General features: G+C 45.9%; 25 protein-coding genes. 22 read left to right on the top strand and 3 right to left on the bottom strand.

Annotated features, from left to right (window positions below; genetic code table 11):
• Together ABDV94_RS18780 and ABDV94_RS18775 are read right to left on the bottom strand one after the other, a co-directional pair.
• Window positions 1–3,780: a 1-acyl-sn-glycerol-3-phosphate acyltransferase gene (locus ABDV94_RS18780; protein WP_343748762.1), complete on the bottom strand. Its 3,780-nt coding sequence runs from the start codon at window positions 3,778–3,780 to the stop codon at window positions 1–3.
• 80 nt (window positions 3,781–3,860) lie between these two features.
• A complete protein-coding gene (locus ABDV94_RS18775) occupies window positions 3,861–5,462 on the bottom strand; it encodes an NAD(P)/FAD-dependent oxidoreductase (protein ID WP_343748761.1) in 1,602 nt (533 codons plus the stop codon).
• Between the two features lie 419 nt (window positions 5,463–5,881).
• Between ABDV94_RS18775 and ABDV94_RS18770 the strand changes: the two genes are divergently transcribed.
• From ABDV94_RS18770 to ABDV94_RS18695, 16 genes are read left to right on the top strand one after another with little or no spacing between them, the layout of a single operon-like run.
• On the top strand, window positions 5,882–6,931 hold the full coding sequence (locus ABDV94_RS18770) for a methyltransferase (protein ID WP_343748760.1): 1,050 nt from the start codon (window positions 5,882–5,884) through the stop codon (window positions 6,929–6,931).
• 27 nt (window positions 6,932–6,958) lie between these two features.
• Window positions 6,959–8,488, top strand: a complete 1,530-nt coding sequence (locus tag ABDV94_RS18765) for an aromatic amino acid ammonia-lyase (RefSeq protein WP_343748759.1) — start codon at window positions 6,959–6,961, stop codon at window positions 8,486–8,488.
• On the top strand, window positions 8,485–9,216 hold the full coding sequence (gene fabG, locus ABDV94_RS18760; RefSeq protein ID WP_343748758.1) for a 3-oxoacyl-ACP reductase FabG: 732 nt from the start codon (window positions 8,485–8,487) through the stop codon (window positions 9,214–9,216). Before ABDV94_RS18765 ends, fabG begins: the two co-directional genes overlap by 4 nt.
• A gap of 3 nt (window positions 9,217–9,219) precedes the next feature.
• Window positions 9,220–10,443 (top strand): beta-ketoacyl-[acyl-carrier-protein] synthase family protein, encoded by a 1,224-nt coding sequence (locus ABDV94_RS18755; RefSeq protein ID WP_343748757.1) that lies wholly within the window; start codon window positions 9,220–9,222, stop codon window positions 10,441–10,443.
• 18 nt (window positions 10,444–10,461) lie between these two features.
• Window positions 10,462–10,707 (top strand): phosphopantetheine-binding protein, encoded by a 246-nt coding sequence (locus tag ABDV94_RS18750; protein ID WP_343748756.1) that lies wholly within the window; start codon window positions 10,462–10,464, stop codon window positions 10,705–10,707.
• A gap of 6 nt (window positions 10,708–10,713) precedes the next feature.
• The gene (locus ABDV94_RS18745; RefSeq protein ID WP_343748755.1) at window positions 10,714–11,586 is read left to right on the top strand and encodes a lipid A biosynthesis acyltransferase; all 873 of its coding nucleotides are present in this window, start codon (window positions 10,714–10,716) and stop codon (window positions 11,584–11,586) included.
• Entirely contained in the window at window positions 11,576–11,995 is a 420-nt protein-coding gene (locus ABDV94_RS18740; protein WP_343748754.1) for a hypothetical protein, read from the top strand. The genes ABDV94_RS18745 and ABDV94_RS18740 overlap by 11 nt, the downstream gene beginning before the upstream one ends.
• Window positions 11,992–12,420 carry an acyl-CoA thioesterase gene (locus ABDV94_RS18735; RefSeq protein ID WP_343748753.1) on the top strand — a complete coding sequence of 143 codons (429 nt, stop codon included), beginning with the start codon at window positions 11,992–11,994 and terminating at the stop codon, window positions 12,418–12,420. Before ABDV94_RS18740 ends, ABDV94_RS18735 begins: the two co-directional genes overlap by 4 nt.
• Window positions 12,413–13,477 carry a beta-ketoacyl synthase N-terminal-like domain-containing protein gene (locus ABDV94_RS18730; RefSeq protein WP_343748752.1) on the top strand — a complete coding sequence of 355 codons (1,065 nt, stop codon included), beginning with the start codon at window positions 12,413–12,415 and terminating at the stop codon, window positions 13,475–13,477. The genes ABDV94_RS18735 and ABDV94_RS18730 overlap by 8 nt, the downstream gene beginning before the upstream one ends.
• Window positions 13,474–14,082, top strand: a complete 609-nt coding sequence (locus ABDV94_RS18725; protein ID WP_343748751.1) for a 3-oxoacyl-ACP synthase — start codon at window positions 13,474–13,476, stop codon at window positions 14,080–14,082. Before ABDV94_RS18730 ends, ABDV94_RS18725 begins: the two co-directional genes overlap by 4 nt.
• A complete protein-coding gene (locus tag ABDV94_RS18720) occupies window positions 14,075–14,329 on the top strand; it encodes a phosphopantetheine-binding protein (protein ID WP_343748750.1) in 255 nt (84 codons plus the stop codon). Before ABDV94_RS18725 ends, ABDV94_RS18720 begins: the two co-directional genes overlap by 8 nt.
• Window positions 14,330–15,505 carry a beta-ketoacyl-[acyl-carrier-protein] synthase family protein gene (locus ABDV94_RS18715; protein ID WP_343748749.1) on the top strand — a complete coding sequence of 392 codons (1,176 nt, stop codon included), beginning with the start codon at window positions 14,330–14,332 and terminating at the stop codon, window positions 15,503–15,505.
• Between the two features lies 1 nt (window position 15,506).
• Window positions 15,507–16,427, top strand: coding sequence for a beta-ketoacyl synthase chain length factor (locus ABDV94_RS18710; RefSeq protein ID WP_343748748.1), 921 nt, complete (start codon window positions 15,507–15,509; stop codon window positions 16,425–16,427).
• Window positions 16,417–17,184 (top strand): polysaccharide deacetylase family protein, encoded by a 768-nt coding sequence (locus tag ABDV94_RS18705; RefSeq protein ID WP_343748747.1) that lies wholly within the window; start codon window positions 16,417–16,419, stop codon window positions 17,182–17,184. The genes ABDV94_RS18710 and ABDV94_RS18705 overlap by 11 nt, the downstream gene beginning before the upstream one ends.
• Complete coding sequence (locus ABDV94_RS18700) at window positions 17,168–17,791, top strand: outer membrane lipoprotein carrier protein LolA (protein WP_343748746.1); 624 nt, start codon at window positions 17,168–17,170, stop codon at window positions 17,789–17,791. Before ABDV94_RS18705 ends, ABDV94_RS18700 begins: the two co-directional genes overlap by 17 nt.
• The gene (locus ABDV94_RS18695; RefSeq protein WP_343748745.1) at window positions 17,791–18,156 is read left to right on the top strand and encodes a hypothetical protein; all 366 of its coding nucleotides are present in this window, start codon (window positions 17,791–17,793) and stop codon (window positions 18,154–18,156) included. The genes ABDV94_RS18700 and ABDV94_RS18695 overlap by 1 nt, the downstream gene beginning before the upstream one ends.
• Window positions 18,157–18,282: 126 nt before the next feature.
• On the opposite strand, the gene ABDV94_RS18690 is transcribed toward ABDV94_RS18695, so the two are convergent.
• Window positions 18,283–19,461 carry a DUF2062 domain-containing protein gene (locus tag ABDV94_RS18690; protein WP_343748744.1) on the bottom strand — a complete coding sequence of 393 codons (1,179 nt, stop codon included), beginning with the start codon at window positions 19,459–19,461 and terminating at the stop codon, window positions 18,283–18,285.
• Between the two features lie 152 nt (window positions 19,462–19,613).
• Between ABDV94_RS18690 and ABDV94_RS18685 the strand changes: the two genes are divergently transcribed.
• The 6 genes from ABDV94_RS18685 to ABDV94_RS18660 are packed head-to-tail and all read left to right on the top strand — an operon-like array spanning window position 19,614 to window position 25,108.
• Window positions 19,614–20,525: a hypothetical protein gene (locus ABDV94_RS18685; RefSeq protein ID WP_343748743.1), complete on the top strand. Its 912-nt coding sequence runs from the start codon at window positions 19,614–19,616 to the stop codon at window positions 20,523–20,525.
• A 3-nt stretch (window positions 20,526–20,528) separates the two neighbouring features.
• Window positions 20,529–21,677, top strand: a complete 1,149-nt coding sequence (locus tag ABDV94_RS18680; protein ID WP_343748742.1) for a beta-ketoacyl-ACP synthase III — start codon at window positions 20,529–20,531, stop codon at window positions 21,675–21,677.
• Window positions 21,678–22,076: a hypothetical protein gene (locus ABDV94_RS18675; RefSeq protein WP_343748741.1), complete on the top strand. Its 399-nt coding sequence runs from the start codon at window positions 21,678–21,680 to the stop codon at window positions 22,074–22,076.
• The gene (locus tag ABDV94_RS18670; RefSeq protein WP_343748740.1) at window positions 22,076–23,083 is read left to right on the top strand and encodes a BtrH N-terminal domain-containing protein; all 1,008 of its coding nucleotides are present in this window, start codon (window positions 22,076–22,078) and stop codon (window positions 23,081–23,083) included. The genes ABDV94_RS18675 and ABDV94_RS18670 overlap by 1 nt, the downstream gene beginning before the upstream one ends.
• Before the next feature lie 4 nt (window positions 23,084–23,087).
• Window positions 23,088–23,831: an ABC transporter ATP-binding protein gene (locus ABDV94_RS18665; protein WP_343748739.1), complete on the top strand. Its 744-nt coding sequence runs from the start codon at window positions 23,088–23,090 to the stop codon at window positions 23,829–23,831.
• Window positions 23,831–25,108, top strand: coding sequence for an ABC transporter permease (locus ABDV94_RS18660; RefSeq protein ID WP_343748738.1), 1,278 nt, complete (start codon window positions 23,831–23,833; stop codon window positions 25,106–25,108). The genes ABDV94_RS18665 and ABDV94_RS18660 overlap by 1 nt, the downstream gene beginning before the upstream one ends.
• Window positions 25,109–25,111: the final 3 nt, after the last annotated feature.

The following is a 25,111-nucleotide window of genomic DNA, read 5'->3' as shown; positions in this document are numbered from 1 at the left end:
CTAAATCCGTTTAAGAATCATCAGTACATTCGACGTTTTGGACGAATGTTCGATCAACTCAAAGTTGAAACCGTGCTCCTGTGCAAAACGTTCGATTTCTGTTGCAGACAGGAACGACAGATCATTCGTTGTTTTATTGAATTTAAACCATTTCGTGGAAAGTTCCTCCGTGAGTTTGGTATTTTTCAAACGATCCTGCAATTCGGTAATTCCGTCGCGGATGACGATGATTCCGTCTTTACCCAGTTTTTCGTTGGTTCTGTGCAGCAAATTGAGTTGTTCTTCCGGACGCAGGTAGTGGATCACGTCATTGAAGAAATACACATCGGATTCCGGCAAGTCCCATTCACGGATATCGGCATGCTCAAAACGGAGCTTATCTGATTTCCGGATGCAGTTTGCTCCAACAGCTACTTTATCCTCATCGTAATCCATTCCAACTATTTCTCTCGTTGAATCGAAATAATGCAGGAACACCGACAAATATCCATAGCCGCAACCTACATCCACGATGCGCTTCCGGTCTCCAATCAGGTGGTTATAGGAATCAAAGTTTTTGCGTTCCATGCGCCATTTCACGCGCACGTACCATTCCAGAACCGGCCCTTTCAACAGGTAATTCTCCAGCACTTTGCGCGAGTAGAAAGCTGTTCCGGCGTATTCTTTCCGGAATGCGTGCATTTCTTCCCGCATGATCCGGACGGCTCTTTTGGAAAACGCACTATACGATTCTTCTTCTGAAGCATACAAGCGATCCAGCGGTTTCACGAGAATTTGTCCCTGGTTGATGATCAAATCATTCTTCGGGTTCACTTCGTGATTCCCCAAAATCAACAAGGGCTGTACCGGCAAATTCAATTCTTTGGCAATGTAAAACGCTCCTTTGTGGAAACGCTTGATTTCACCGTCGCGGCTCCGGGTTCCTTCCGGGAAAATAACGAGTGAATAGCCTTCTGAAACGCGCTTGCGGATTTCGTCCAGGTTTCCTTCCGCTCCTTCTTCGGCAAACAAATACCCGCCGTAACGAATAAACGGTGCAAAAATCGGGGAATTGTATACCCATTTCTTCACCATGATCACCGTTTTCGGATGCAGCATCAACACGACGAGAATATCCAGGAAAGACGTATGATTGGCAATGATGACACTCGGGTTTTTATAATCCAGCTTTTCCCGGTCAACTATTTTCTTCTTCACATGAACCCCGGCGTACAAGGTCGATTTCGCCAGTTTTGAAATCAGGTAATTCAACACCTGCTGTTTGTGAATCCGCTTCATCGGGGTCGGGATCAAAATGAACAACAGGAAGATGTTTACAATCAAACTTCCGACGAAGAAATAGAAGAACAGCAGTAAGCTGTAAATAAAATAGAAGAAGGTAATCGGGCCGAGACCTTTTTCGGTGCGGTTAAAGACAAAGAAACGGTAAACCCGCGGCTGCACATACAAGGTGATCAGCATAATCGACCCGATTCCGATCACACTGATTGCGGCAATGGAATGAATGGCCGGATGGCGGGCAAAAATAAGTACTCCGGTTCCGATAATCGTTGCAATTCCGGAAAGCACAATCCCGGATTGCGTGGATTTAATGGAATTGACTCCGGTTCGCGCCTGCTGGATCAATCCATCGGTGGTGAAAATACTGTAATCGTCGCCCAACCCGAAAATGAAGGTGGCAACGATGATATTGATAAAGTTAAACGGAATATCGAAAATGCTTGCCAGGCCGAGAATCCAGATCCAGGCCAGAACCATTGGAAAAAAGGCAAATAACGTCAGTTCGATACGCCCATAAATCACCAGGATTGAAAAGAAGACCAGCATCGACGAGAACAGGAACAGGTAATCAAAATCCTGTTTCACCACGCTCAGCATCGATTTGGCCATTTCGGAAATATCAAGCACAAACACATGATCGATCGCCGCCAGTTTTTCTTTGACTGCTTCCTGTTTGTTTTTCTTCACGGTGATGGAAGTCACATAGGAATAATGTCCGGCATCTTCCGACACAAATTTGTTCAAGCCGATCTGTTCCACCAGGCTCACACCTTCTTCGCGGTCGAATACCGGTTTTTCCATCAGGCTGAAAAACGGTTTGAAACCTTCCCCGTTTAGTCCGTATTCCGGCGAGAAATCGATAATCTGCTGTTTCACTCCCGGGTGTTTCTTCCAGAAGGAAATCCAGTTTTCATCCGATTGCTTCAAGGTCGTATTGGAAGGCAGGTAAGGAGAAAGAGATACAAATTCCGAAATTCCGAAGGATTCTTTGGAGGAAACAAATGTATTGTAAACCGCATCGTTGGAAATCCGTGCCTTTTCCATTGTTCCTGCAGAAGAGAAAACAAAGAGTTTTTTGTCCGTATTCGGGTTGATACCGGTATAGAATTTCTCCTTCCGTTTCAGCTCTTCCGTATGGAACGACAGGTTGTTCATGTCGGAATCAAAGCCCACATTTGAGGACTTGTAAAGGAAGACCATCGATACCAGTGCGATGAGCAAAAAGGAGACCCGAACAAACGATTTTCTTAGTTTGAAACTAAATTTATAAGTGTTTTTTTCTTTGATATTGATGCGAAGCGATTGCACGATCACCGGCAGGAACAGTAAGGTAAAGAGTACCGATCCGGAAAGCGTGCACAAGGCAATCAATCCGAAATTCTGAAGCACCACCGAGTTGGTAAACAACAACGCCGACAAAGCCACAATGGTGGTAAAACTTCCCAGCATCATGGGCGAACTGATGTCCTTCACCGTTTTCACCACACTACCAACGTGTTTCAGATGCGTAAAGAAATGGAAGGAATAATCGAGCACGATTCCCAGCAAAACGGAAGAGGTTGCAAATGAAATGGCCGAAATATCCGGATGCAGGTAGCCGACCAATCCCGCACCGCTCAGAATCCCGAAAAACCCGGGAAGCAGGAAATAAAGCGGAGCCAGCACACTGCGGTAATACAAAATCAACAGCAACAAAATAGCCGAAATACTGAGCATGGATGTCAGGAATGCATCAAACTTGACTTGTTTGGCATTTTCCACTGCTACTTGGAAGGTTCCGAAATAATCAAATCCGAGTTTTTGCTCCTGTGCTTTCTCCTGTTTGAAGTCTTCCAGCCGGTTTGCAAATGATTCCAGCTTTTTGGTGTCTTTCTGGTTCAGTTCAATCGTACCGAAGAAGAAAGCGTATTGCTCGTCGCGCGAGTAAACAACGCCGTCTTTCACGACATAATTTCCCGAATCCGCCGATGGGTTCAATGCTTTTAAGTTTCCGTAGAACAATCCCAGCGGATCATTGGCTGCCAAACGGCTCACAAAAAAGGCATTCGGGCCTTTCAACATCCCGGAAGTGCGTTTCAGCGCTTTTCGAATCGAATCCGGCGCCAGTTTGGAATCCATGTTCCGGAAATCTGCTTCTGTGAGGTTTCGAACGGCGCTTTTCTGCAGGAAACCAATCAGTGCTCCTTCATCCACGGATTTGACAATTTCAAGATCACTTAGTTCTCCTTTGAAGCGTTTTTGAAGCTCGGCCTGCAATTCTTCCAGCTTTTCCAGCGTCTCCATTTCGTCTTCCTGGCTTTTAACGGAAAACACCACCTGCTTGTTGAGCTTGTTTTTCTGAACAATGCTGTTGAATTTCTTAAACTCCTTGCCCTGCGGGAAAATCGCATACAAATCCTGGTTGACCCGCAGCTTGGAAAGGCCAACAACCAATGTTGCAACGACTAAGAGGAAAACACTCCAGAATATGAATCTTTTACGGAGAAAAAATTCAACCATTCGAGCGCAGAACTGACCGATCATTCGTGTGTGTTTCTTGAGGTAGGAGACATAAAAACGGACAAAGCTACAAAAATATCTTATGAATTGAGTTTCACCCCTTTTTTGTATGCGTAGAGCAACTTTTGAAACTTCATTTTATCCCATTTTTTGAGGACAATTAACGAGGAATTGAAGGCCGTTTTTACCGCAATCGGAACACCTCCTCCCAACTCGGCCCACTGACCTCCGATAATCAGATTTTGAATGGGTGTGCGGTAATGTGCAATTTTGCTCTGCATGTTCTTTTTTCCGGGGCGCGTTCCCATCATCGTGCCATTTTTATTCCCGGTGTAACGGTAATAGGTTATCGGCGTGGCTACTTCATAAAACAAGATGTGTTCCCGCAGGTTCGGACACATTTTTTCCGAAACGCGATCCAGGATCACTTGTGCAAACGCGTCTTTGAGCTTTTTATAGGCCTCTGTGCGGACAAAATCACCTTTGGCGTTCTTCTCCGTTTGCCAGTTATTCATGTAATCCATCCAAGCCGGAACATACAACGTGAGTGTTCCTTTACCTTCCGGGCTCAGCGTGTGATCACGCACCGTGGGTGCCAAAACGGAAATAGCGGATTTATGCGGATCTCCCGAGCTGTGTTCATCGCGGGTGCTGGATTCTTCGCAGATCAAAGTCAATTCATGTCCGAAGCCCAATTCTTCTGCCGGACAATCGAGTGCCACGGAAATCGTGACAGAAGAACTGTACATTTCGGATTCGTTGAGTGTTTCGAAGAATTTTTTGGGAACGAATTCCGCCGGAACCAATTTCCGGTAGAGCATGTCCACATCGCAAGCAGCAATGACGTATTTCGTTTTCACCTGGTATTCCTTTCCCCGGTTTTTATAACGCACCCCGGTAATCCGGTCTCCGTCCATGTCAAAACCCACCACTTCCGAACTTAAACGGATGTCGCACTTTTCCGCAACGGTTTGTTTCTCCAGCCAGGCAGGAATCACCTGACTCCCACCGATCGGCGGGTTCTGGTAATCGGAATTATATGCCCAGGCAATCGGGAAAATACAGGAGAGCAAATCTCTTTCCGTACAAAACAACTCCTGCAGCTCCGGGTCTTTGAAAAATTTGCTCAATCCTTTTTTTACCCCTTCATTACCACCATACATGGCATAGGGAATCAGCGGGTAAATGATCCCCAGCTGTTTCATCCGGAAAAACGGAATTTCGAGGGGAGATTTGGTTTCAACCGACTGGAAAAACGCTGGAAACTTCAGGGAAACTTTAGCGATGCGCTTTGCGACGTTAAAAAAGCGTTCTATTCCAGCTTTTTCATGTGGAAAATCCTGAATCAGCTGGTCTCTGAGTTCATCCGGGTTATCCGTCAGTAAATAATCGTGATTGGTTGAAATGTGACGTTGAATGCGTTTCATCGGCTGGGGCTTCGGAAAATCCTCCGCCAGCATTTTAAAAACGCGCGTAACCGTTCCTTCCTCGTTGTATTGATTCAGCCAGTGAATGGCCGTATCAAAAATAAAGTCCTTGCGCTCAAATCCCTGCAGGTATCCACCGATCAGGTAGTGTTTTTCCAGCACCAGTACTTTCATACCCGATCTGGACAGCAAGGCCGCTGAAAGTAAACCACTTACGCCCGAACCAATGATGGTGACGTCAAATTCTTCGCTCATTTCGAATTCAAAATTAATGAAATAGTGCTTCAAAGAGAAATTGTTGGCACGCGATGTATCGGGAATTAATCACAATGAGCACCCTGTTTTATTTTTTACCGCAAATGCACAAATTTTTGGAGGCGCTTACCAGTCGCCTCTTTTTCTTATAAACTAGCAAAACTCCTAATTTCGATAAAAAAAGCGAGTGCAGCCTGTCCCGATTTCTTTCGGGAGTAGCCGAGCTATCCATTTGCGCATTTGCGGGAAATTACATTTGGCTTTGTATCAAAAATGAGTCGGGTAGGAATAATACATATATCCCGATACATCGCGCGCCAACAATTCAACATTTTTTTTTCTAACTTTGACGCCACATTTTGAAAACCTTAATCGAACTTTAAATAACTAAAAACCCAAACTTCGCATTTATAGACCATATGAAAGCAATTAATTCATTGTACGAGGCCCAGAAAATCGCCTTCAGCCCTTTTGTATTCCAAACGGTGTATACGATGTCCAGCCTTGGAATCATGGACGAACTTTATGAGGAGAAAAACGGCCTTACCATTGAAGAAATTGCAGCGCGAAAAAACGTCAGCGAATACGGTGTGCGGGTGTTGGTTGAAATGGCGAAAGCAGCCGATATCCTGGAACTGAACGACGATAAATACACCTTGTCCAAGATCGGATATTTCCTGACCCGCGACGAGATGACCAGAGTCAACATGATGTTTACCCAGGACATCTGCTACAAAGGCTTGTTTTACCTGAAAGATTCCATTCTGAACGGAAAACCGGAAGGATTGAAAGAATTGGGGCCGTGGAAGACCATTTACGAAGGACTTTCCATTCTGCCTGAACCATTGAAAACATCCTGGTTCGATTTCGACCATCATTATTCCGACAACTCGTTCGGGGAGGCCTTGAAGATCATTTTCAAAAACCAGCCGAAACATATTTACGACATCGGTGGAAACACCGGTAAATGGGCCGTTGCAAGTACGAAGCACGATCCGGAAGTACGCGTAAGTATTTTTGACCTCCCGGTGCAGTTGAAAGTGGCGAAAGCCAATATCGAAGCCATTCCGGAAATCAAAGACCGCGTAGACTATAACGAACGCGATATGCTGGATCCGCATTCGGAAATCCCGGCCGGAGCCGATGTGTACTGGATGAGCCAGTTCCTGGATTGCTTCAGCGAACAGGAAATCGAAGCCATTTTGCTGAAGATTAAGAAAAATATGAAGCCGGATGCTACGATCTTCATCATGGAGACGTTCATCGACGATCAGCGTTTTCCTGCGGCAGAGTTCAGTTTGATTGCAACTTCCCTGTATTTTACCGCTTTGGCAAACGGAAACAGCAAAATGTATTCTTCTTCTGCCATGAAATACATCATTGAAAAGGCAGGGTTTGAAACGGTTGAAGAGCACAGACTCCACCTCGACCGCTTCCACACGATTCTTGAAGTTAAATTACCGAAATAATTATTCTCTCCACTTCCGTATCAGTACATGAACAAACTCGATCTAAAACAAATAGAAGCTTACAGCCTTGACAAAAAGGAATATGTCATTTCAGACGATGTTCGCCTGGGACTGGAAAAATCATTTTCCTTTCTGCAGGATTTTTCCAGCGATAAGATCATTTACGGGATCAACACCGGATTCGGGCCGATGGCTCAATTCAAAATTGACGAAGACAAACTCAATCAGTTACAGTATAACCTGATCAGAAGCCACTCTTCCGGAACCGGAAATGTATTGGACGCTGAATCGGCAAGAGCGGTGGTGTTATCGCGTTTGACCAATTTCATGCAAGGAAACTCGGGCGTGAGCTACGGAGTGATCGAAAAACTGGTTCAATTCCTGAATCACGACATCATTCCGGAGATTTACGAACACGGCGGAGTAGGTGCGAGCGGAGACCTCGTTCAATTGGCGCACCTGGCCTTGAACCTGATCGGCGAAGGATATGTATACATCAACGGGGAGAGACGAAAAACAGCGGAAGTACTCGCTGAAAAAAATATTGCTCCGCTCAAGGTGAAACTGCGCGACGGATTGGGCTTGATGAACGGAACTTCCTGCATGTCTGGAATCGGAGCCGTGAACCTGATTTATGCGTACCGACTGCTCGATTGGGCAATCGCATCTTCCACGATGATCAACGAAATCGTGGAGGCGTATGACGATTCATTCTCCGTGGGACTCAACGAAGTGAAACTACATCCGGGGCAGCAGGCTATTGCTCAGTCCATGCGGGAATTCCTGAAGGACAGTACGCTGATCAAAAAACGCGAAGAGTTGTTCACCGACGATAAGGTAGCGGAGACAACCGAATTCAAAAAGAAAATCCAGGAGTACTACTCCATCCGTTGTATTCCACAAATTCTGGGGCCGGTAAAAGATACGCTGGACTATGCCAGAACGATTGTGGAAAGTGAAATCAATTCGACCAACGACAACCCGGTGGTGAGCCTGGATCGCGGAAACGTGTTCCACGGCGGAAACTTCCACGGAGATTACGTTTCGTTGGAAATGGATAAAATCAAACTCGTGATCACCAAGCTGACCATGCTGGCAGAACGTCAGTTGAATTTCATCCTGAACAGCAAAATCAACGGATTATTTCCTCCATTCCTGAATACGCAGACTTTGGGTCTGAACTTCGGAATCCAGGGAATGCAGTTTACGGCCACTTCCACAACGGCAGAGAGCCAGATGCTTTCCAATTCCATGTACGTGCACAGCATTTCCAACAACAACGACAACCAGGACATTGTGAGCATGGGAACCAACAGTGCCGTGATCACGAAAAAAGTGATCGAAAACGGATTCCAGGTCATGGCAATTCACCTGATGTCTGTATGCCAGGCAATCGATTTACTGGAGGAAACCAAGAAAAATAAGCTTTCATCGAAAACAAGAGAAATTTATGCTCAAATTCGTGGAATTGCTCCGACGATCAACGAGGACGTTCCGCAATTTGAACATATCCGAAACATCACAAACACCCTTAAGCAAACAACTCTGAACCTATGAAATGTGCTCTCGTAACAGGTGCTTCCAGAGGAATTGGTCGTGCAATCGCGATTCAATTGGCCCAGGATCTGAACCTTCATATTCTGATCAACTACGCTTCCAATAAAGCGGCTGCGGAGGAAACATTGCAGGTGATTCAGCAGGCAGGCGGAAGCGGGGAACTGCTTCATTTTGACGTAAAAAACGGTGCTTTGGTGAAAGAAGTGATCGAAAACTGGTATTCCAATAACCCCGAAGCAGTGATTCATGTATTGGTAAACAATGCCGGAATTACAAAAGACAACCTGTTTCCGTGGGTAACAGAAGAAGATTGGGATGCGGTTTTGAACACTTCGCTAAAAGGAATGTACAATTGCACGCAGGCAGTCATCCAGCGCATGCTGAGACAACGCAGCGGACGCATCATCAACATCGCTTCTTTGAGCGGGTTGAAGGGAGTTCCGGGACAAACCAATTATTCTGCCGCAAAAGGTGGCATGATTGCTGCAACAAAAGCACTTTCCCAGGAAATCGCTAAACGGAATATCACCGTAAATGCCATTGCTCCCGGGTTCATTGAGTCTGACATGACCAGTGACCTGGATATGAATGAATTAAAACGAATGGTTCCGGCAAACCGCTTTGGAAAAGTGGAGGAAGTGGCGTATCTTGCAAGTTTTTTGGCGTCTGAAAAGGCGGCTTATATTACGGGAGAAGTGATTAATATTAACGGAGGAATTTACGCTTAAGCAATGGAACATCGCGTAGTCATTACTGGAATTGGTGCTTACTCGTGCCTGGGTGAAGACCTGGACACAGTTCTGGAGTCTTTACGACTCGGGCGCAGCGGTGTCATTTACGACGAAGAACGCAAAGAATTCGGGTACCGTTCCTGTTTCACCGGAATGGTGGCAGAACCGGATCTGAATCCGTTTTTATCCCGCCGCCAGCGGATCGGGATGCACCAGCCGGCGCGCTTTGCTTTCATGTCGACCAAACAAGCCATGGAAAGTTCCGGGCTGGATGCAGATTTCCTGGAAAAAACAGAAACCGGGATCATCTTCGGAAACGACTCTACAGCAGGTGCAATCGTGGAAACAAACGATAAAGTGCGCCTGAAAAAAAATACCACATTGATCGGAAGCGGTGATATCTTCCAGAATATGAACTCTACGGTGAACATGAACCTTTCAACGATTTACAAGCTGAAAGGAATGAACTTCACCATTTCTGCCGCTTGTTCTTCCGGTTCTCATTCCATCGGGATGGGTTACCTGCTGATTAAACAAGGGTTGCAGGATCGCGTGGTGTGCGGTGGTGCACAGGAAATCAATGTGTACGCCATGAGCAGTTTTGACGGACTGGGAGCTTTCTCTGTCCGCGACGACCATGCTTCCAAGGCAAGCCGTCCGTTCGACAGAGACCGTGATGGGTTGGTGCCTTCAGGCGGTGCGGCAACGGTGATCATCGAATCATTGGAATCTGCACTGAAACGCAATGCGCCGATTTTCGGTGAAATCGTTGGTTTCGGGTTTTCTTCCAACGGAGATCACATTTCCAATCCGAATTTCGACGGGCAGTTCCGCTCCCTGAATATGGCATTGAAACAAGCCCATTTAACGCCGGCAGATATCGATTACGTGAATGCGCATGCAACATCTACTCCAATCGGAGATTCTACCGAAGCAGAAGCGATTTACAGCGTACTGGGATCAAAAGTTCCGGTAAGTTCTACCAAAAGCATGACCGGACACGAATGCTGGATGGCCGGAGCAAGCGAACTGGTGTATTCGCTCCTGATGATGAACAACGATTTCGTAGCACCGAATATCAATTTTGAAAACCCGGACGAACATTCGGCTAAAATCAATATCATCCCGAATTACATGGAACACAAAATCGACTGTTTCCTGTCCAATTCATTCGGATTCGGAGGAACCAACTCCTCCCTTATTATTAAAAAGTTTAAAAAATAGGCGAAGCCCCACACAAATATGAAAAGAGAAGACATCATTCTTACAACAAAACAATTCCTTTCGGAGGAATTTGAGGTTGATGCTGCATTGATTTTACCTGAAAACAACCTGCAACAAACCCTCGATCTGGATAGCCTGGACTACGTGGATTTGGTTGTGGTGATTGAAGAAAACTTAGGAATCAAACCAACCGCTGAAGATTTCAAAAGCATCGAAACTTTTAACGATTTCTACGATTTAGTTGAACAACGTTTGAACGCTTAAGCGCGAATGGAGCAAAAATGGGACGGCAAAACCCGGGGTTCACTTTGGGGGTATAAATTTTTCATCTACTCCATCCGGTTTTTGGGAGTCCGGTTTGCTTACTTCTTTTGTATCGGGGTTTCCGGTTATTTTCTGCTCTTTTCACGAAAACCGCGAAAAGCACTGCTTTCGTTTTACCAGAAAGGATTTCATTACACGAAATGGCAGGCAACCAAGGCTACGGCACGTAACCTTTATATCTTCGGACAAACACTCATTGACCGCATTGCGCTGAAAACGCCCCGCAAGAAGCTATTCACGTTCCGCTTCAACAACGAAGAAGCGTTGATCCGCATGAACGAAGCAGGAAAAGGAGGTTTTCTCTTCTCTGCACACCTTGGAAACTGGGAAAATGCGGGCAACCTGCTCGGAGAACGCATCACTCTGAAGATCAACATCCTGATGCTGGATGCCGAAGTGCAGAAAATCAAGGCGTATATCGAAGACGCTGCCGGGAAATCACAATACAAACTGATTCCCATCAAAGACGATCTTTCACACCTCATCCTGATTCACCAGGCATTGAAACGCAACGAACTGATTGCCCTGCATGCCGACCGGACGAGCCCCGGGCAGAAAAACTTTCGTTTGCCCTTCCTCAACGGAATAGCGGAATTTCCGGCCGGACCGTTCATTATGGCACATAAATTCAAAGTTCCGCTTACCTTTGTATATGCTGTAAAATCAGGGAGCACGCACTACGAACTGAGCGCAACGGATCCGCTGACCGAGTTCGAATCTCCGGAGAAAATTGCAGCGTTGTACGTGAAACACCTGGAAGAGCAGGTCAAGGCCAGCCCGACTCAATGGTTTAACTTTTTTGAATACTATGTTGATTAACAAAGAAAATATCACATCCATCATTCCGCAAAAGGCTCCTTTTGTGATGATCGATGCGCTTGTGAGCGCTGATCCGAATGGTTTTCAGAGCACTTTCACCATTGCTTCAAATAACCTGTTCCTCGAGAATGGTGTTTTATCTGAATCAGCATTGATTGAAAATATTGCACAAACCTGTGCTGCAGGATTCGGCTACCTGAACAGCCTGGAAGAAGATGGTGAACCGAAAATCGGGTTCATCGGTGCGGTAACACAGGTTCAGAACCAAATTCCGGCAAAAGAAAATGACCTGATCGAAACATCGGTGCAGATTCTGAGCACCTTCGACACGATTCATCTGATCGAAGGAACGGCGAAATCCAACGGAGAAGTGTTGTTGAGTTGTCAAATGAAAATCGTTCTGGCATGAAAGTCCTGAAATCGTCCATTCTCATTCCTGTCCGCTTCAGTGAAACGGATGCAATGGGTGTTGTGTGGCACGGAAATTACCTCAAGTTTTTCGAAGATGCCCGCGAACATTTCGGGAAGGAGTACGGAATCGAATACCTCGATGTACACGCAAAAGGGTATTTCATCCCCATCGTAAAGTCGGAAATTTCGCACAAAGCCTCCATTTTTTACGGCGAACAGGCTTTGGTGAATGTCATCCTCGAACAACACGATTCAGCCAAGATCGTATTCCGTTACGAAGTGATTAACAACAACACGAACCAGGTTGCTGCAACGGGAATGACCATGCAGGTGTTCATGTTCACTTCCGACCGCACGCTCGAATTAATCAAACCTGAATTTTACCGCATCTGGGAAGAAGCACAAAACTGGACGGATGAATAAATCCGTTTACATACACTACCTTTCGCTGGTTACTCCGCTGGGGAACACCGTCGAACAGCACCTGGAAGCGTTCAAAACAGGAACCTCCGGAATCCGCATGACCGAACATGCCGGTTTCCAGGGAACGCGTCTTCCACTTGCAAAACGCACGGAAATCACAGCAAATCGTTACGACAACCTGCTTCGCGAAGCACTGGAAAATGTACACATCACTTTGACCGGAAAAACGGCAGTGATTGTGAGCTCCACCAAAGGAAACCTGGATCTGTTGCCCGGAGATACGTTCTCGAGCACCCATGCCATCATCAACCAATTTTTCCCGGAAGCACCGGTAGTCATTATTTCCAATGCCTGCATTTCCGGGGTCATTGCCATCAATACAGCGGCAGATTACCTGCTGTCAGATACGTATGACCAGGTGCTTGTCATCGGGATTGATGCGGTTTCGGAATTCGTTTCCTACGGTTTTCAAAGCCTCTTTGCCCTGAGCGGAGAAGCCTGCAAACCGTTCGACAAAAACCGTAATGGAACCACCCTGGGTGAAGGTTGCGGGATCGTACTCGTTTCCAACCAAAAATTGCACGACCACGCGGTTGTGTACAAAGGCGGTTCGTCTTCCAATGACGCCAACCACATTTCCGGGCCGTCGCGCACGGGAGAAGGTTTGGTGCGATCGATTGAGAAAACATTCAAAAGAAGCGGCTTGAACGCTTCAGATATTGATTTCATTTCCGCACACGGAACAGCAACCGTTTTCAACGACGAAATGGAAAGCATTGCCTTTGGCAGAACCCAACTTAACGAGGTTCCGCTCAACAGCATGAAAGGCTACTTCGGGCACACGCTCGGAGCAGCGGGAATTCTCGAAACCATTATGAGCATCGTATCGATGGAGGAAAACCTCTTGTTCCCGAATATCGGTTTCAGCGAAACTGGAACATCCGTTCCGTTGAACATCATTCAGAAGCTGGAGTCGAAGGAATTGAAAACCGTGCTGAAAACGGCTTCCGGATTCGGCGGCGGCAACGCAAGTTTAATCTTACAAAAAGAAGGATGAAGGTATTAGCACATAGTTACGTTTGTCCAAAGGGAGTGAAACTAAACGGAGAGCCGGTTTTTGACACGCAGGCGGAAGAAAATCCGTTGAAATCGGCCTACCAGCAGCTGGGTGTGGAATACCCGAAGTTCTATAAGATGGACGTGCTGTCTAAAATGGCTTTTATCGGAACGGAATTGCTCCTTCCTTTTTTCCCGGCAGGAACAGACCTGGAAAATGACTTGTCGTTGATCTTCGCAAATACCTCTTCCAGCCAGCACACGGATAACCTGTTTGTGGATTCGTATGAGAAACTGAACAATCCGAGTCCTTCCCTCTTTGTTTACACCTTGCCCAATATCGTAACGGGTGAATTATGCATTCGCCACAAATGGTACGGAGAAAACTGTTTTTTCATTGAAGAGCAGTTCAACCCGAAAAATTATGCGGCATGGGCACAAAGCGGTTTCAGCAAGGGAAATGCACTTTGCCTGTGTGGATGGGTAGAGGCAAAAACGAACGGCGAACAAGAATGTTTCCTATTTTTGCTTTCTCCTTCGGATAAAACCGAACACACAATCGAAATCGAACTTTCAACGCTAATTAAACAATATAGAAATGAGTGACTTAAAAGAAAACCTGAAGGCTCAAATCATTGAGCAGCTCAACCTGGAAGATTTAACTCCGGCAGATATTCAGGATGATGCTCCGTTGTTCGGAGATCAGGGACTTGGACTGGATTCCATCGATGCGTTGGAGTTCATCGTATTGCTGGATTCAAACTACGGAATCAAGATAACTGATCCAAGCCAGGGAAAAGAAATTTTTCAATCCGTGAACACACTGGCGGATTTCATTTCTAAAAATCAATAAATGCGCATTTACGTTACTGGATACGGTGTGATTTCTTCCATCGGTGAAAACGTGGAAGAGACCCTGATTTCCCTGCGTTCCGAAAAAACGGGAATCCGCCAGGGACAGAAGACCTATACAGAACGGTTCAAAGTGGGAGAAATCCGCTGGTCGAATGACGAGCTGGTGGAGCGTTTCTCACTGACACAACATGCATCACGCACCGCTTTGCTGGGAATGATTGCCGCAAAAGAAGCTTTCAAAGGCCACGAATTGCTGGCGGATGTGAAAACGGGATTGATCTCCGGAACATCTGTCGGCGGAATGGACGTGAGCGAAATCGCGTACAAAGATTTCCTGAACGGCGAAACGGACGATCTGAACGTCTACCGCAATCATCCGAGCGGAACTACCAGCGAACAAATTGCCAAAGAACTGGGAATCGACGGCTATGTGAATACCATTTCCACCGCTTGTTCTTCAGCGGCGAATTCCATGATGCTCGGAGCCCGAATGCTCCTGAACGGACAATTGGATCGCGCGGTAGTGGGCGGAACGGACGGACTTTCGCAATTTACCATCTCGGGATTCCGTTCCCTGATGATCTTTGACGATGAGTGGTGCCGTCCTTTTGACGAAACCCGGAAAGGATTGAATCTCGGCGAAGGAGCAGGATTCCTGGTCCTGGAAACCGAAGAAACGATCCAAAAAACAGGCAAAAAACCCCTGGCGGTTCTTTCCGGCTGGAGCAATGCTTCGGATGCGTATCACCAAACGGCTTCTTCACCGGAAGGTTTGGGAGCAACCCTATCCATGAAAGGCGCACTCAGCATAGCTGGTTTGAAGCCGGAAGACATTGATTACATCAACGCACACGGAACTGCCACTCCAAACAATGATTTGTCCGAATCTCACGGAATTAAAAACGTGTTCGGAAACACCGTTCCTCCTTTCAGTTCCACGAAAGCCTACACGGGTCACACGCTGGCAGCATCGGGTGGAATCGAAGCGGTTTTCGGCATCCTGGCACTCAACAACGGAAGTTTGCTTCCGAACCTGAATTTCAGCCAGGCCATTGAAGAAACGGGACTTACCCCGGTCAAAAACTATTCGGAAGGAAATGACGTGAAACACATTCTTTCCAATTCCTTTGGTTTCGGCGGAAACAACTCAACAATTATCTTAAGCAAGGTATAGCATGTATTTCATTCAACATATCGAGTCGATCACACACCAGGATTCTTTTCAAAAGGAAAACCTGTGGAGCATTCTGAAACCACTCGAAGCGGATCATGCACTCATTTCACCGGATTACAAAACGTATATTCCCGCGGCGGCTTTACGTCGCCTGAGCACAATTCTGCGTATGGGAATTGCCGCTTCCAAAGCATGCCAGGAAAAAGTGGCGCTTGAGTTCGATTCCATTTCTGTGGGAACAGGACTCGGATGTTTGACGGATACGGAGAAATTCCTTGTGACCATCAATACCGTTAGCGGAGATATTCTTTCGCCGACTGCTTTTATTCAAAGCACGCACAATACCATTTCGGGGCAGATTTCCCTGGACCTGAAAAACCATGCGTACAACATGACGCATACGCAGAATGCTGTTTCGTTCGAAGTAGCGCTGATGGATGCGATGCTGTGTGTAGACGAAGGCAAAAAATCCGTGCTTGCCGGAGCGGCCGATGAAGCCATTCCATTTTTGGATCGCTTGCGCGGTTCGTTGATCGAAACGACGCATCCTTTTACATCCGGAGCGACTTTTGCGGTCATTTCATCCGATAAAAACCAAAGTATTGCGCACATTCGGGCGTGTCAGGTGATCTTCTCCGGTGACAATCCGGAAGCGGCTGTTTCAGCCTTTCTGAAAGCACGGCAGACAGAATTGACCGATTCGGACTTGATTCTCGAAGCCGGTGAACAGTTTGCTTCGTTCGGAGCGAAACACCACCATTTCCTGGATTATTCCGGGTACTACCAAAGCGCTTCTGCTTTTGCGCTTCACCTGGCACACGACTGGTTCCTGGAAAACCCGGAAGCTAAAAATGCATTGATCATAAACAACCAGGAAACCGGGAAACTGGGATTAACACTTGTAAGCCGCAATGAAGCATAAACTCAATAGCGTTATTGGGTGTTTGTCGCTTCTGCTCTGCTTTCTTCTCTTTCGGGAAAGTCCGCACTTTTGGACGATTGTTATTGCTATCGTTGTGCTTTTTTGTGTGATTCTATCCTGCGGGATTTTGTTTCTCCGCTTCGAATATTTCTATCCGGCGATCTATAAAAATACCCGGGAGGCGGTTATTCTCACCTTTGACGACGGGCCTGATCCGGTTCACACTCCGAAAGTACTGGACATTCTCCAAAAGCATCAAATCAAGGCACTTTTCTTCCTGATCGGAAAAAAAGCACAGGAAAACCCGGAACTCGTTCGGCGCATCATGGATGAAGGGCACGAAATCGGCAATCACACCCAAAACCACCCGATTTTCTTTGCGCTATACAGCCGGAAGAAAATTGCGGCAGAAATTGACCACGCGGAAAATACCCTGAAAATCCTGACACAGCGAAACGTTTCACTTTTCCGTCCGCCGATCGGATACATGAATCCAAGTATTGCGAGTGTGCTTCGAAAACGAAACCTGAAAATCATCGGCTGGAACGTACGTTCTTACGATTCATTCAAATCCGAAGAACAGTTGCTGAAACGCCTGGTTCGATTGACCCAAAAAAGCAGCATTGTACTCCTTCACGACAACCGCGAACATACTGCTTCCGTTTTGGAAGCATATATTCAACGGGCGCAAGCGAATGGTATTATCTTTGCAAAGCAAGAACAATTGAAAAAATTCATTCATGAAATGCACCATTAGTTTCTTTTTCCTCCTGTTAGGATCAAGTCTGTTCGCACAGGAATACACCAAAATTTCCGATCCGAAAGCCTGTAAAGCTGCGTTGGAAAAACAACACAAGGAAACGAAATCCATCCAGGCCGATTTTACGGAAACGGCTTCCTCTTCCCTGCTGAACACTCCTCAGAAAGGAAGCGGGAAAATGTGGTACAAGAAGGAAAACAAGATCCGCTGGGAAAAAAACAAACCGGACAGCCAGATTATCCTCATCAACGGAAAGGAGGTAAAACTCCAGGAAAAAGGAAAGGAAGTAAGTAGTGCTTCGTCCAAAATGGTAGTGAAAAAAATTCAGCAATTGATGGTTCAGATGATGACCGGAGAATTTCTGAATGAAAAAGATTTTAAGATCACGTACTACGAAAACAAATCCAACTACAAGTTGATCCTGGTTCCGAAAAGCGATAAAATGAAACGTTATGTAGCTGAAATCTCCCTGATTTTCGGGAAAGAGGAGCTCTTGCTAAAAGAACTCACGATGAAGCAAAACGATACCGACAAACTGGTTTACAGCTTCAGCAATATGCAACAAAACGGAACCATTAACGATAGCAAATTCACGACATTCTAATGATACTCAAAGACAGTTTTTACCGCATCCATTCATTGAATTTTACGGAAAACGTGCTTGAAGCACAGGTTTCAATCGATCCGAAACACGCTATTTTCGACGGACACTTCCCGGGAAATCCGGTTACTCCGGGTGTGGTGCAGCTGGAAATGGTCAAGGAAATCCTGGGAACCCATTTCAACAGACCGATCCAATTAAAAACATTGGCAAACAGCAAATTTCTCGCAGTGCTAAACCCGGAAAACACGGCTGATGCGACTTTCAAAATGACCATTGCGGAGCAGGAGGATCAAAGCTTGAAGGTTTCCGGACAGATCAGCACTTCGGAGGGAATTTGTTTGAAGTTTTCAGGAATTTATCAATAATGACACCTATTTGTTTGGAACCACATAGTGCACATAAAGCACAATAGGTAGAACATTATCCTGAATGCTTGTTAAATAAACCGAATGAATTGCACTTAGCCGTGAAGCATCAAAAATCTATGCGAGCTATGTATCTATGTGGTTTGGTTCTTTGCGGAACAACTTCAGTAATCCGAAGCTCAACAGGAAAACCGCAACAAAAGCAACGGTTGCAAAAACGCAGGCTCCAACTACGTATTGATATGCATTGGACTGAATGGCCTCTAAACTCAGATCAGTCAATTGTAACGCATTCGTTTCTCCTGTCAGAAACAGCTGTCCGCTCAGGAAACTTCCGTAAATAATGAACGGAATCATCGGTGGGATCGAAATATTCGCCGCAGCGATAAACAACACTTTATTCATCCGGAACAAAACCGCCAGCGGAATCCCGATCAATAACTGGAATCCCCAAATCGGAACAATTCCCATAAAAACGCCGAAACCGATCGAAAGCGCTTTCTTAACGTTCGATTCCTCCGGTTTGATCGCTTCGTGTTTGATCACGTTCCAGGTCCGAATGGAAAACAATTTCCGCGGGTAATACCAAATCAGGGCCGTAAGCACCAAAAAGGTATTCAAAATGCTGATGCGTGTAAAATCCCGCGCAGGCCGGAAATGTGAAACGCGCTCATCCGGATCGTATTTCACCCGGATCGGAACGGCAATGAACGGAACAAACCGCCAGGCCAGTTTCACAATCACCTCAATCTCCAGCTCAAACTTGTTGGTAAACAGCCAGATCTTCTTCATCGGCTTCAAAGGATAGATCCGAAAACCGGTTTGCGTATCGGGTAGCGTAATCCATGTTTCTACTTTGAACCAGAAATTGGAGAACTTATTCCCGAAGGAACTTTTCTGCGGAACACCTTCCTGTTCCATATTCCGCGAGCCCATGATCACTGCTCCGGGATTCAAAACGGATTGCTCCAGCAGTAAGGGGATATCACTCGGATAATGCTGTCCGTCCGAATCAATCGTCAGGGCATGTTCATATCCTTTTTCCAGGGCATGCTTGAATGCTTTCCGAAGTGAATACCCTTTCCCCCGATTGGGCTCGTTGACCAAAATAGTGATTGCATCTTTGAACCGATCCAGGATATCGGGTGTAGTATCGGTAGAACCGTCATTGACAACGATCACATGCTCGGCCGGAACATATTCCAACACCCCGCGAAGCACCCGCTCCAGCGTGCGCTCATTGTTGTAGGTGGGAATAATAACACAGCCGGAAATGCTGCTGATTGATGCCTGACTTGATTCCATGAAGGACAAAACTAATGATAACTTTAAAGAATTGAATATGAAACTGGAATGATTCTTGTTTCAAAACGGCACAAAAAGTAGTTTGGAAACAAAACCTTGCTAAATTTGTACTGGTGAAAAGTGAAATCCTTTCACCCAGACCCCAATTAACTATGGCACAGAACATCTTAGTTATACATTATTCGCAGTCGGGACAGCTTACGGAAATTCTTGAAAATTTCTGCAAACCATTCGTTGACAGCACAATAGAATGGGTAAAAGTCGAGCCTGTCACACCTTTTCCTTTCCCCTGGAACGGCCCGGCATTTTTTGATGCGATGCCTGAAACCGTTCTCGAAAAACCGATCCCGATCAAGGAACTTTCGTTTGCCAGAGAGCAGTATGACCTGATCATTTTCGGGTATCAGCCGTGGTTTCTTTCACCCTCTTTACCAGCATCTTCGATCCTGCAAAACGAGGGGTTCCGGAAATTGATGAAAGACACACCGGTCGTTTCCGTTCTTGGTTGCCGGAATATGTGGATCAACTCCCAGGAAGCGGTCAAAAAACAGGTTGCTTCTGCCGGAGGAAAACTGATTGGAAATGTGCCGTTAATTGATAAGACAAGTAACCTGGTGAGTGTTGTGACCATTTTACACTGGATGCTGACCGGACAGAAAACCAAAAAATGGGGAATTTTCCCCAAACCAGGTGTTTCCGATGAAGACATTGCAGGCGTGAGTCAGTTCGGAGCATTATTGAAAGAAAAGTTGGCCGCTAACCAGGAAGAAAGCTTCCAGGATGCCCTCATTGCGAAGGGCGGCGTCATAATTCCGATATCCATTTTATTCATTGAATCCAGAGCTAAAAAGCTTTTTTTAATCTGGGCGAACCTGATTACCAGTAAGACAGAAAAAGGCGGAAACCGCAAGTTCTGGGTGAACTTTTTTAAGTATTACCTGATCTTTGCTTTATTTATTGTTTCGCCGATTGTTTTAACGATATATCATATCTTTGTACGCCCTTTTACAGGAAAACACATTAAACGCGAATTAGCTTATTACAGAGGCACTCAATTGAGATAAAGAATGAGTTTGAAAGAAGTATATATCACACGTACGGCATCTTTTTTACCGAATGATCCCATTTCGAATGATGAGATGGAAGACTATTTGGGGTTGATCAACGACCGCGCATCTAAATCACGCAGAATCGTTTTACGTAATAACGGGATTAAAAGCCGTCATTATGCCATCGACAAAAACGGTCAGGCAACACATACCAATGCTCAAATGGTAGCGCTTGCTATCCGTAAATTAGTTGAAAACAAACCGGAAGAACTGAAAGAAGTAGATTTGATCAGTTGCGGAACATCTTCTCCGGAGCAAATGATGCCTTCACATGGTGTCATGGTTCACGGGTGGCTGCCTGAATCCGGAAATATTGAAGTGGTTTCCCCGGCAGGAGTTTGCTGCTCCGGGATGCACGCTATGAAATATGCTTATATGTCTATTCTTTCGGGAATGAGCAAAAAAGCCATTTCATCGGGTTCTGAGCGTTTATCCCGCGTGTTGCGTTCGGATCAGTTCGAACTGGAAATCCAGAAATTGATCGAATTGGAAGAAAATCCGTTCCTGTCTTTCGATAAAGACTTCCTCCGCTGGATGCTTTCTGACGGAGCCGGAGTGTTCATGCTGGAAGACCAGAAAAGCAAAGACGGCATTTCACTGCGCATCGACTGGATGGAAGGAATTTCCTTCGCCAACCAGGTAGAAGCATGTATGTACATGGCTTCAGAGAAACGCAGTGACGGAACGCTGAAAAGCTACATGGATTTCGAGCCGCAGGAAATGATCGAAAAGTCCATCCTCAGTATCAAGCAGGATGTGAAATTGCTGGATCAGCACATCGTGAAACTCGGATTCAAGCGCATGTACGATATCCTGCAGGAGAAAAATATTCAAAAAGAAGACATTACCTGGTTTTTACCACACATGTCGAGCTACTTCTTCGCAGATAAAATCTACGATGAGTTGCTGGCATACGATTACGAAATTCCGAAAGAACGCTGGTTTACAAACCTGGAAACACGCGGAAACGTGGGTGCAGGTTCCATTTACCTGATGGTAGATGAATTGTTCAACAGCGGTAAACTGAAAACCGGAGACACCATTTTGCTGGCGGTTCCGGAAAGTTCCCGATTCTCATACGTATTTGCGTACTTAACTGTTTGTTAAATGAAAAAGTCTGACGTTCCACAGGATAAAAGTGCTCTTGAACATTTCACAAGGGAGGTTTGCTATGTGAAGAACGAAGACGGTCATTACGATACGGAACTGAGCACCGGCTGGGAAACCAAGAAGGTTGCCCTGGATGAGGCATGGAAGGAAATCGAACGAAGAACTTCCGATGCACGGGAAAAAATCAAACGTGGTGAAGCCAGCCCGATTCTGTTCTTCATGGAAGAAAAGTTGATGGATTACACCGTTTTGGCAGGTTATACCGGTATTTGGAAATTCAGAATCAAAAGACATTTGAAACCGGGTGTCTTCCGAAAACTAAACGATTCTGTACTTCAACGCTATGCAGATGCGTTTGAGGTTTCCGTTCACGAACTCAAAAATTTCAAAGCTTAGTGTCAGAATTTATTCATCACCAAACAGCGCATTGTGAAAATGGCGTAACAGTGAGCCTTTTAAAGCACCACGGTGTTGATTTCATTTCCGAGCCTTTGGCTTTCGGGATGGGTTCGGGATTGTTTTATATCCACATTCCGTTCATGACCGTGAACAACGGACCTGCTATTTCCTTCAGAACCATGCCGGGAGCTATTTTTAAGCGCACCTGCAAAGCGCTGGATGTGAAGGTTGAGCGCAAAAAATTCAAAGATTCCAAAGATGCGATGGCATTCCTCGATGCAAAACTGGCTCAGGGAATCCAGGTCGGATGCCAGGTCGGTGTGTTTCACCTGCCTTACTTTCCGAAAGAATACCGTTTTCACTTCAACGCCCACAACCTGATTGTTTTCGGGAAAGAGGGTGACCGCTACCTGGTGAGTGATCCCGTAATGGAAGTCACCACTTCGATCAGCGCGGAAGAACTCGAGAAAGTCCGTTTTGCAAAAGGTGCACTGGCTCCGAGAGGACATCTCTACTACCCGGTTGAGGTTCACAAAATCACGACAGAACAAATTCAAAACGGAATCCGGAAGGGAATCAAACGCAATTGCAGAGACATGCTGAATATTCCCGGATCGGTTGCCGGAGTAAAAGGAATTGTACATACTTCCAAGAAAATCAGGGGCTGGAGAGAAAAACTCGGACCGCGCCAGGCTGGTTTATACCTCGGGCAAATTGTCCGCATGCAGGAAGAAATCGGTACCGGTGGTGGCGGATTCCGTTTCCTCTATGCCGCATTCCTGGAAGAAGCCGCTGCTATTATGCAGAACGACGAATTGCTGCGCGTTTCCGAAAAAATGACCAAAGCCGGTGATTTGTGGAGAGACAGCGCCCTGCAAATGTCCGGAATCTACAAAGGCCGTTTGACGGAACAAAAAGATTTTGAAGCATGTGCAGATTTGCTCGTAGAAATCAGTGCCGTAGAAAAAGACGCTTTCAAAGATCTCTCGAAAATTAAACTTTAATGGAATGCAGGAGACGCTTTTGCATGTTTCAAAGGTTTACAAGTCCTACCATAAAAGCACTACTCCCAGTTTGGACGGAGTGGACTTTACCATCGCACGCGGTGAAATCGTAGGAATCTTCGGGCCGAACGGGGCAGGCAAAACAACCCTCATTTCGATTCTCTGCAGTATTCTTGATCCTACTTTGGGTTCGGTTACTTATTACCTGGACGGTGAGAAAAGTCCGCGCGAAATCCGGAGCAAACTCGGTTTTGTGCCTCAGGACTTTTCCTTTTTCCCGGAACTCACCGCCAATCAAAACCTGGAATACTTCGGAAGTTTATACGACATCAAACGAGCTGATTTAGCTCAAAAAATAGATGACTTATTGCAAAAAGTAGGGCTTTCGCATGTGAAAAACAGCAAAGTATCTACGTTTTCCGGTGGAATGAAGAGACGTTTAAACCTCATCATTTCACTGCTTCATGACCCGGTGATCTTATTCCTCGACGAACCAACCGTTGGAGTGGACGTTCAAAGTAAAATTGCCATCATGAACCTGCTGCAGGAACTCAACCGGCAGGGAACAACGATCATTTATACTTCGCACCATTTGAAGGAGGCGGAAGAGTTCTGCAACCAGATTATCCTGATTGATCACGGGAAAATGATTGCCTGCAACACGCTGGCAAACCTGCTTGCAACACATCAGGTGACAAACCTGGAAGATTTAATCCTCAAACTGACGGGAACCGTTTTACGCGACTAATGAGAAAACTGAGCGCATCCGTATGGAAAGAGATTTTGCTGGTACTTCACGATAAAGTGGGGCTGCTCTTGATGTATCTCATGCCGTTATTGCTGGTTTTCATCATTACGATCGTACAAAACAGTGCATTCCAGATCGTGAATGAAAACAAGCTGACCGTTCTCATTTCGAACCAGGACAAAGGTTCTTTGGGTGATTCGCTGGTCAAAGCGCTGGTTCATTCGGGGAGTTTTGACATCAAACGCAACAATTCCCTGGTGGAAGCGTCCGTCAAGCGACGCACCATCGATGAAGATGCCATGCTCGGGATTTACATTCCGGCAAATTTCAGCGAACGGCTGGGCGATAATGCAGACAACATTTCCAAGCTGATGCTGGAACAGATGGGCGTCATCGAAAAAGCGCCGAAAGTGAGTCCCAAAAAGCAGGAAATCGCCATTTACTTTGATCCGGTGGTTCAGGAAAATTTCCGGATCTCAGTTTTGAACGGAATCCAGGCAATTACGAATGGGATCGAGAACGAAGAAATGGTTTCCAAGTTATTCCAGGAAATGGGCTACGATTCCATTCCCGCAAATATCCGTCAAGCCATTATTAACCGCGAAACGAAACTAAAAACGGCCAATGCCAGTTTGAGCACGGTTGCGGAGTTAATCCCGAATTCGAGCCAGCACAACGTTCCGGCCTGGTCTATCTTTGCCATGTTCTTCATGGTTATTTCCCTGGGAGGAAACATTGTAAAAGAACGGCTTTCCGGAAGTTTCCTGCGTTTACAGACTATTCCGACCGCATTTGCACTCACGTTGGTTTCCAAATTCCTGGTATACCTGTTTGTTGCACTATCCCAACTCTTACTGCTATTCCTGATGGGAATTTACATTTTCCCACATATCGGGCTGCCGCAACTGGCCATGCCGAACGCATTTTTACCATTCCTGGTCGTAACCCTGCTTTCCGCCGTTTCTGCCATTTCCTATGCTGTTTTAGTTGGAACGTATGCCAAAACACAAGAACAGGCAAACGGTTTCGGAGCTATTTCGATCATTATTTTTGCGGCAATCGGTGGAATCTGGGTTCCGAATTTCATCATGCCGGACTACATGCAAACCATCGGAAATATCTCGCCATTGAAGTGGTGTCTGGAAGGTTATTACACCCTTTTCCTGAAAAATGGTGCGTGGAGTGAATTAATGGGAACTATATCTTTCTTATTTTTGTTTACTGTAATTTGTCAACTGCTGATATTCATTCGGTTGAGAATTCAAAACTATATTTAAAGT

Source organism: Fluviicola sp. (assembly GCF_039596355.1).
In the GTDB taxonomy this organism is placed as follows: domain Bacteria; phylum Bacteroidota; class Bacteroidia; order Flavobacteriales_D; family Crocinitomicaceae; genus Fluviicola.
This window is presented reverse-complemented; position numbering and strand designations above follow the sequence as displayed.

What these genes read in the sequence shown, in the direction of transcription:
- ABDV94_RS18780 (WP_343748762.1), bottom strand. Translation starts at nt 3,780, where the DNA reads ATGGTTGAATTTTTTCTCCGTAAAAGATTCATATTCTGGAGTGTTTTC.
- ABDV94_RS18775 (WP_343748761.1), bottom strand. Translation starts at nt 5,462, where the DNA reads ATGAGCGAAGAATTTGACGTCACCATCATTGGTTCGGGCGTAAGTGGT.
- ABDV94_RS18770 (WP_343748760.1), top strand. Translation starts at nt 5,882, where the DNA reads ATGAAAGCAATTAATTCATTGTACGAGGCCCAGAAAATCGCCTTCAGC.
- ABDV94_RS18765 (WP_343748759.1), top strand. Translation starts at nt 6,959, where the DNA reads ATGAACAAACTCGATCTAAAACAAATAGAAGCTTACAGCCTTGACAAA.
- fabG (WP_343748758.1), top strand. Translation starts at nt 8,485, where the DNA reads ATGAAATGTGCTCTCGTAACAGGTGCTTCCAGAGGAATTGGTCGTGCA.
- ABDV94_RS18755 (WP_343748757.1), top strand. Translation starts at nt 9,220, where the DNA reads ATGGAACATCGCGTAGTCATTACTGGAATTGGTGCTTACTCGTGCCTG.
- ABDV94_RS18750 (WP_343748756.1), top strand. Translation starts at nt 10,462, where the DNA reads ATGAAAAGAGAAGACATCATTCTTACAACAAAACAATTCCTTTCGGAG.
- ABDV94_RS18745 (WP_343748755.1), top strand. Translation starts at nt 10,714, where the DNA reads ATGGAGCAAAAATGGGACGGCAAAACCCGGGGTTCACTTTGGGGGTAT.
- ABDV94_RS18740 (WP_343748754.1), top strand. Translation starts at nt 11,576, where the DNA reads ATGTTGATTAACAAAGAAAATATCACATCCATCATTCCGCAAAAGGCT.
- ABDV94_RS18735 (WP_343748753.1), top strand. Translation starts at nt 11,992, where the DNA reads ATGAAAGTCCTGAAATCGTCCATTCTCATTCCTGTCCGCTTCAGTGAA.
- ABDV94_RS18730 (WP_343748752.1), top strand. Translation starts at nt 12,413, where the DNA reads ATGAATAAATCCGTTTACATACACTACCTTTCGCTGGTTACTCCGCTG.
- ABDV94_RS18725 (WP_343748751.1), top strand. Translation starts at nt 13,474, where the DNA reads ATGAAGGTATTAGCACATAGTTACGTTTGTCCAAAGGGAGTGAAACTA.
- ABDV94_RS18720 (WP_343748750.1), top strand. Translation starts at nt 14,075, where the DNA reads ATGAGTGACTTAAAAGAAAACCTGAAGGCTCAAATCATTGAGCAGCTC.
- ABDV94_RS18715 (WP_343748749.1), top strand. Translation starts at nt 14,330, where the DNA reads ATGCGCATTTACGTTACTGGATACGGTGTGATTTCTTCCATCGGTGAA.
- ABDV94_RS18710 (WP_343748748.1), top strand. Translation starts at nt 15,507, where the DNA reads ATGTATTTCATTCAACATATCGAGTCGATCACACACCAGGATTCTTTT.
- ABDV94_RS18705 (WP_343748747.1), top strand. Translation starts at nt 16,417, where the DNA reads ATGAAGCATAAACTCAATAGCGTTATTGGGTGTTTGTCGCTTCTGCTC.
- ABDV94_RS18700 (WP_343748746.1), top strand. Translation starts at nt 17,168, where the DNA reads ATGAAATGCACCATTAGTTTCTTTTTCCTCCTGTTAGGATCAAGTCTG.
- ABDV94_RS18695 (WP_343748745.1), top strand. Translation starts at nt 17,791, where the DNA reads ATGATACTCAAAGACAGTTTTTACCGCATCCATTCATTGAATTTTACG.
- ABDV94_RS18690 (WP_343748744.1), bottom strand. Translation starts at nt 19,461, where the DNA reads ATGGAATCAAGTCAGGCATCAATCAGCAGCATTTCCGGCTGTGTTATT.
- ABDV94_RS18685 (WP_343748743.1), top strand. Translation starts at nt 19,614, where the DNA reads ATGGCACAGAACATCTTAGTTATACATTATTCGCAGTCGGGACAGCTT.
- ABDV94_RS18680 (WP_343748742.1), top strand. Translation starts at nt 20,529, where the DNA reads ATGAGTTTGAAAGAAGTATATATCACACGTACGGCATCTTTTTTACCG.
- ABDV94_RS18675 (WP_343748741.1), top strand. Translation starts at nt 21,678, where the DNA reads ATGAAAAAGTCTGACGTTCCACAGGATAAAAGTGCTCTTGAACATTTC.
- ABDV94_RS18665 (WP_343748739.1), top strand. Translation starts at nt 23,088, where the DNA reads ATGCAGGAGACGCTTTTGCATGTTTCAAAGGTTTACAAGTCCTACCAT.
- ABDV94_RS18660 (WP_343748738.1), top strand. Translation starts at nt 23,831, where the DNA reads ATGAGAAAACTGAGCGCATCCGTATGGAAAGAGATTTTGCTGGTACTT.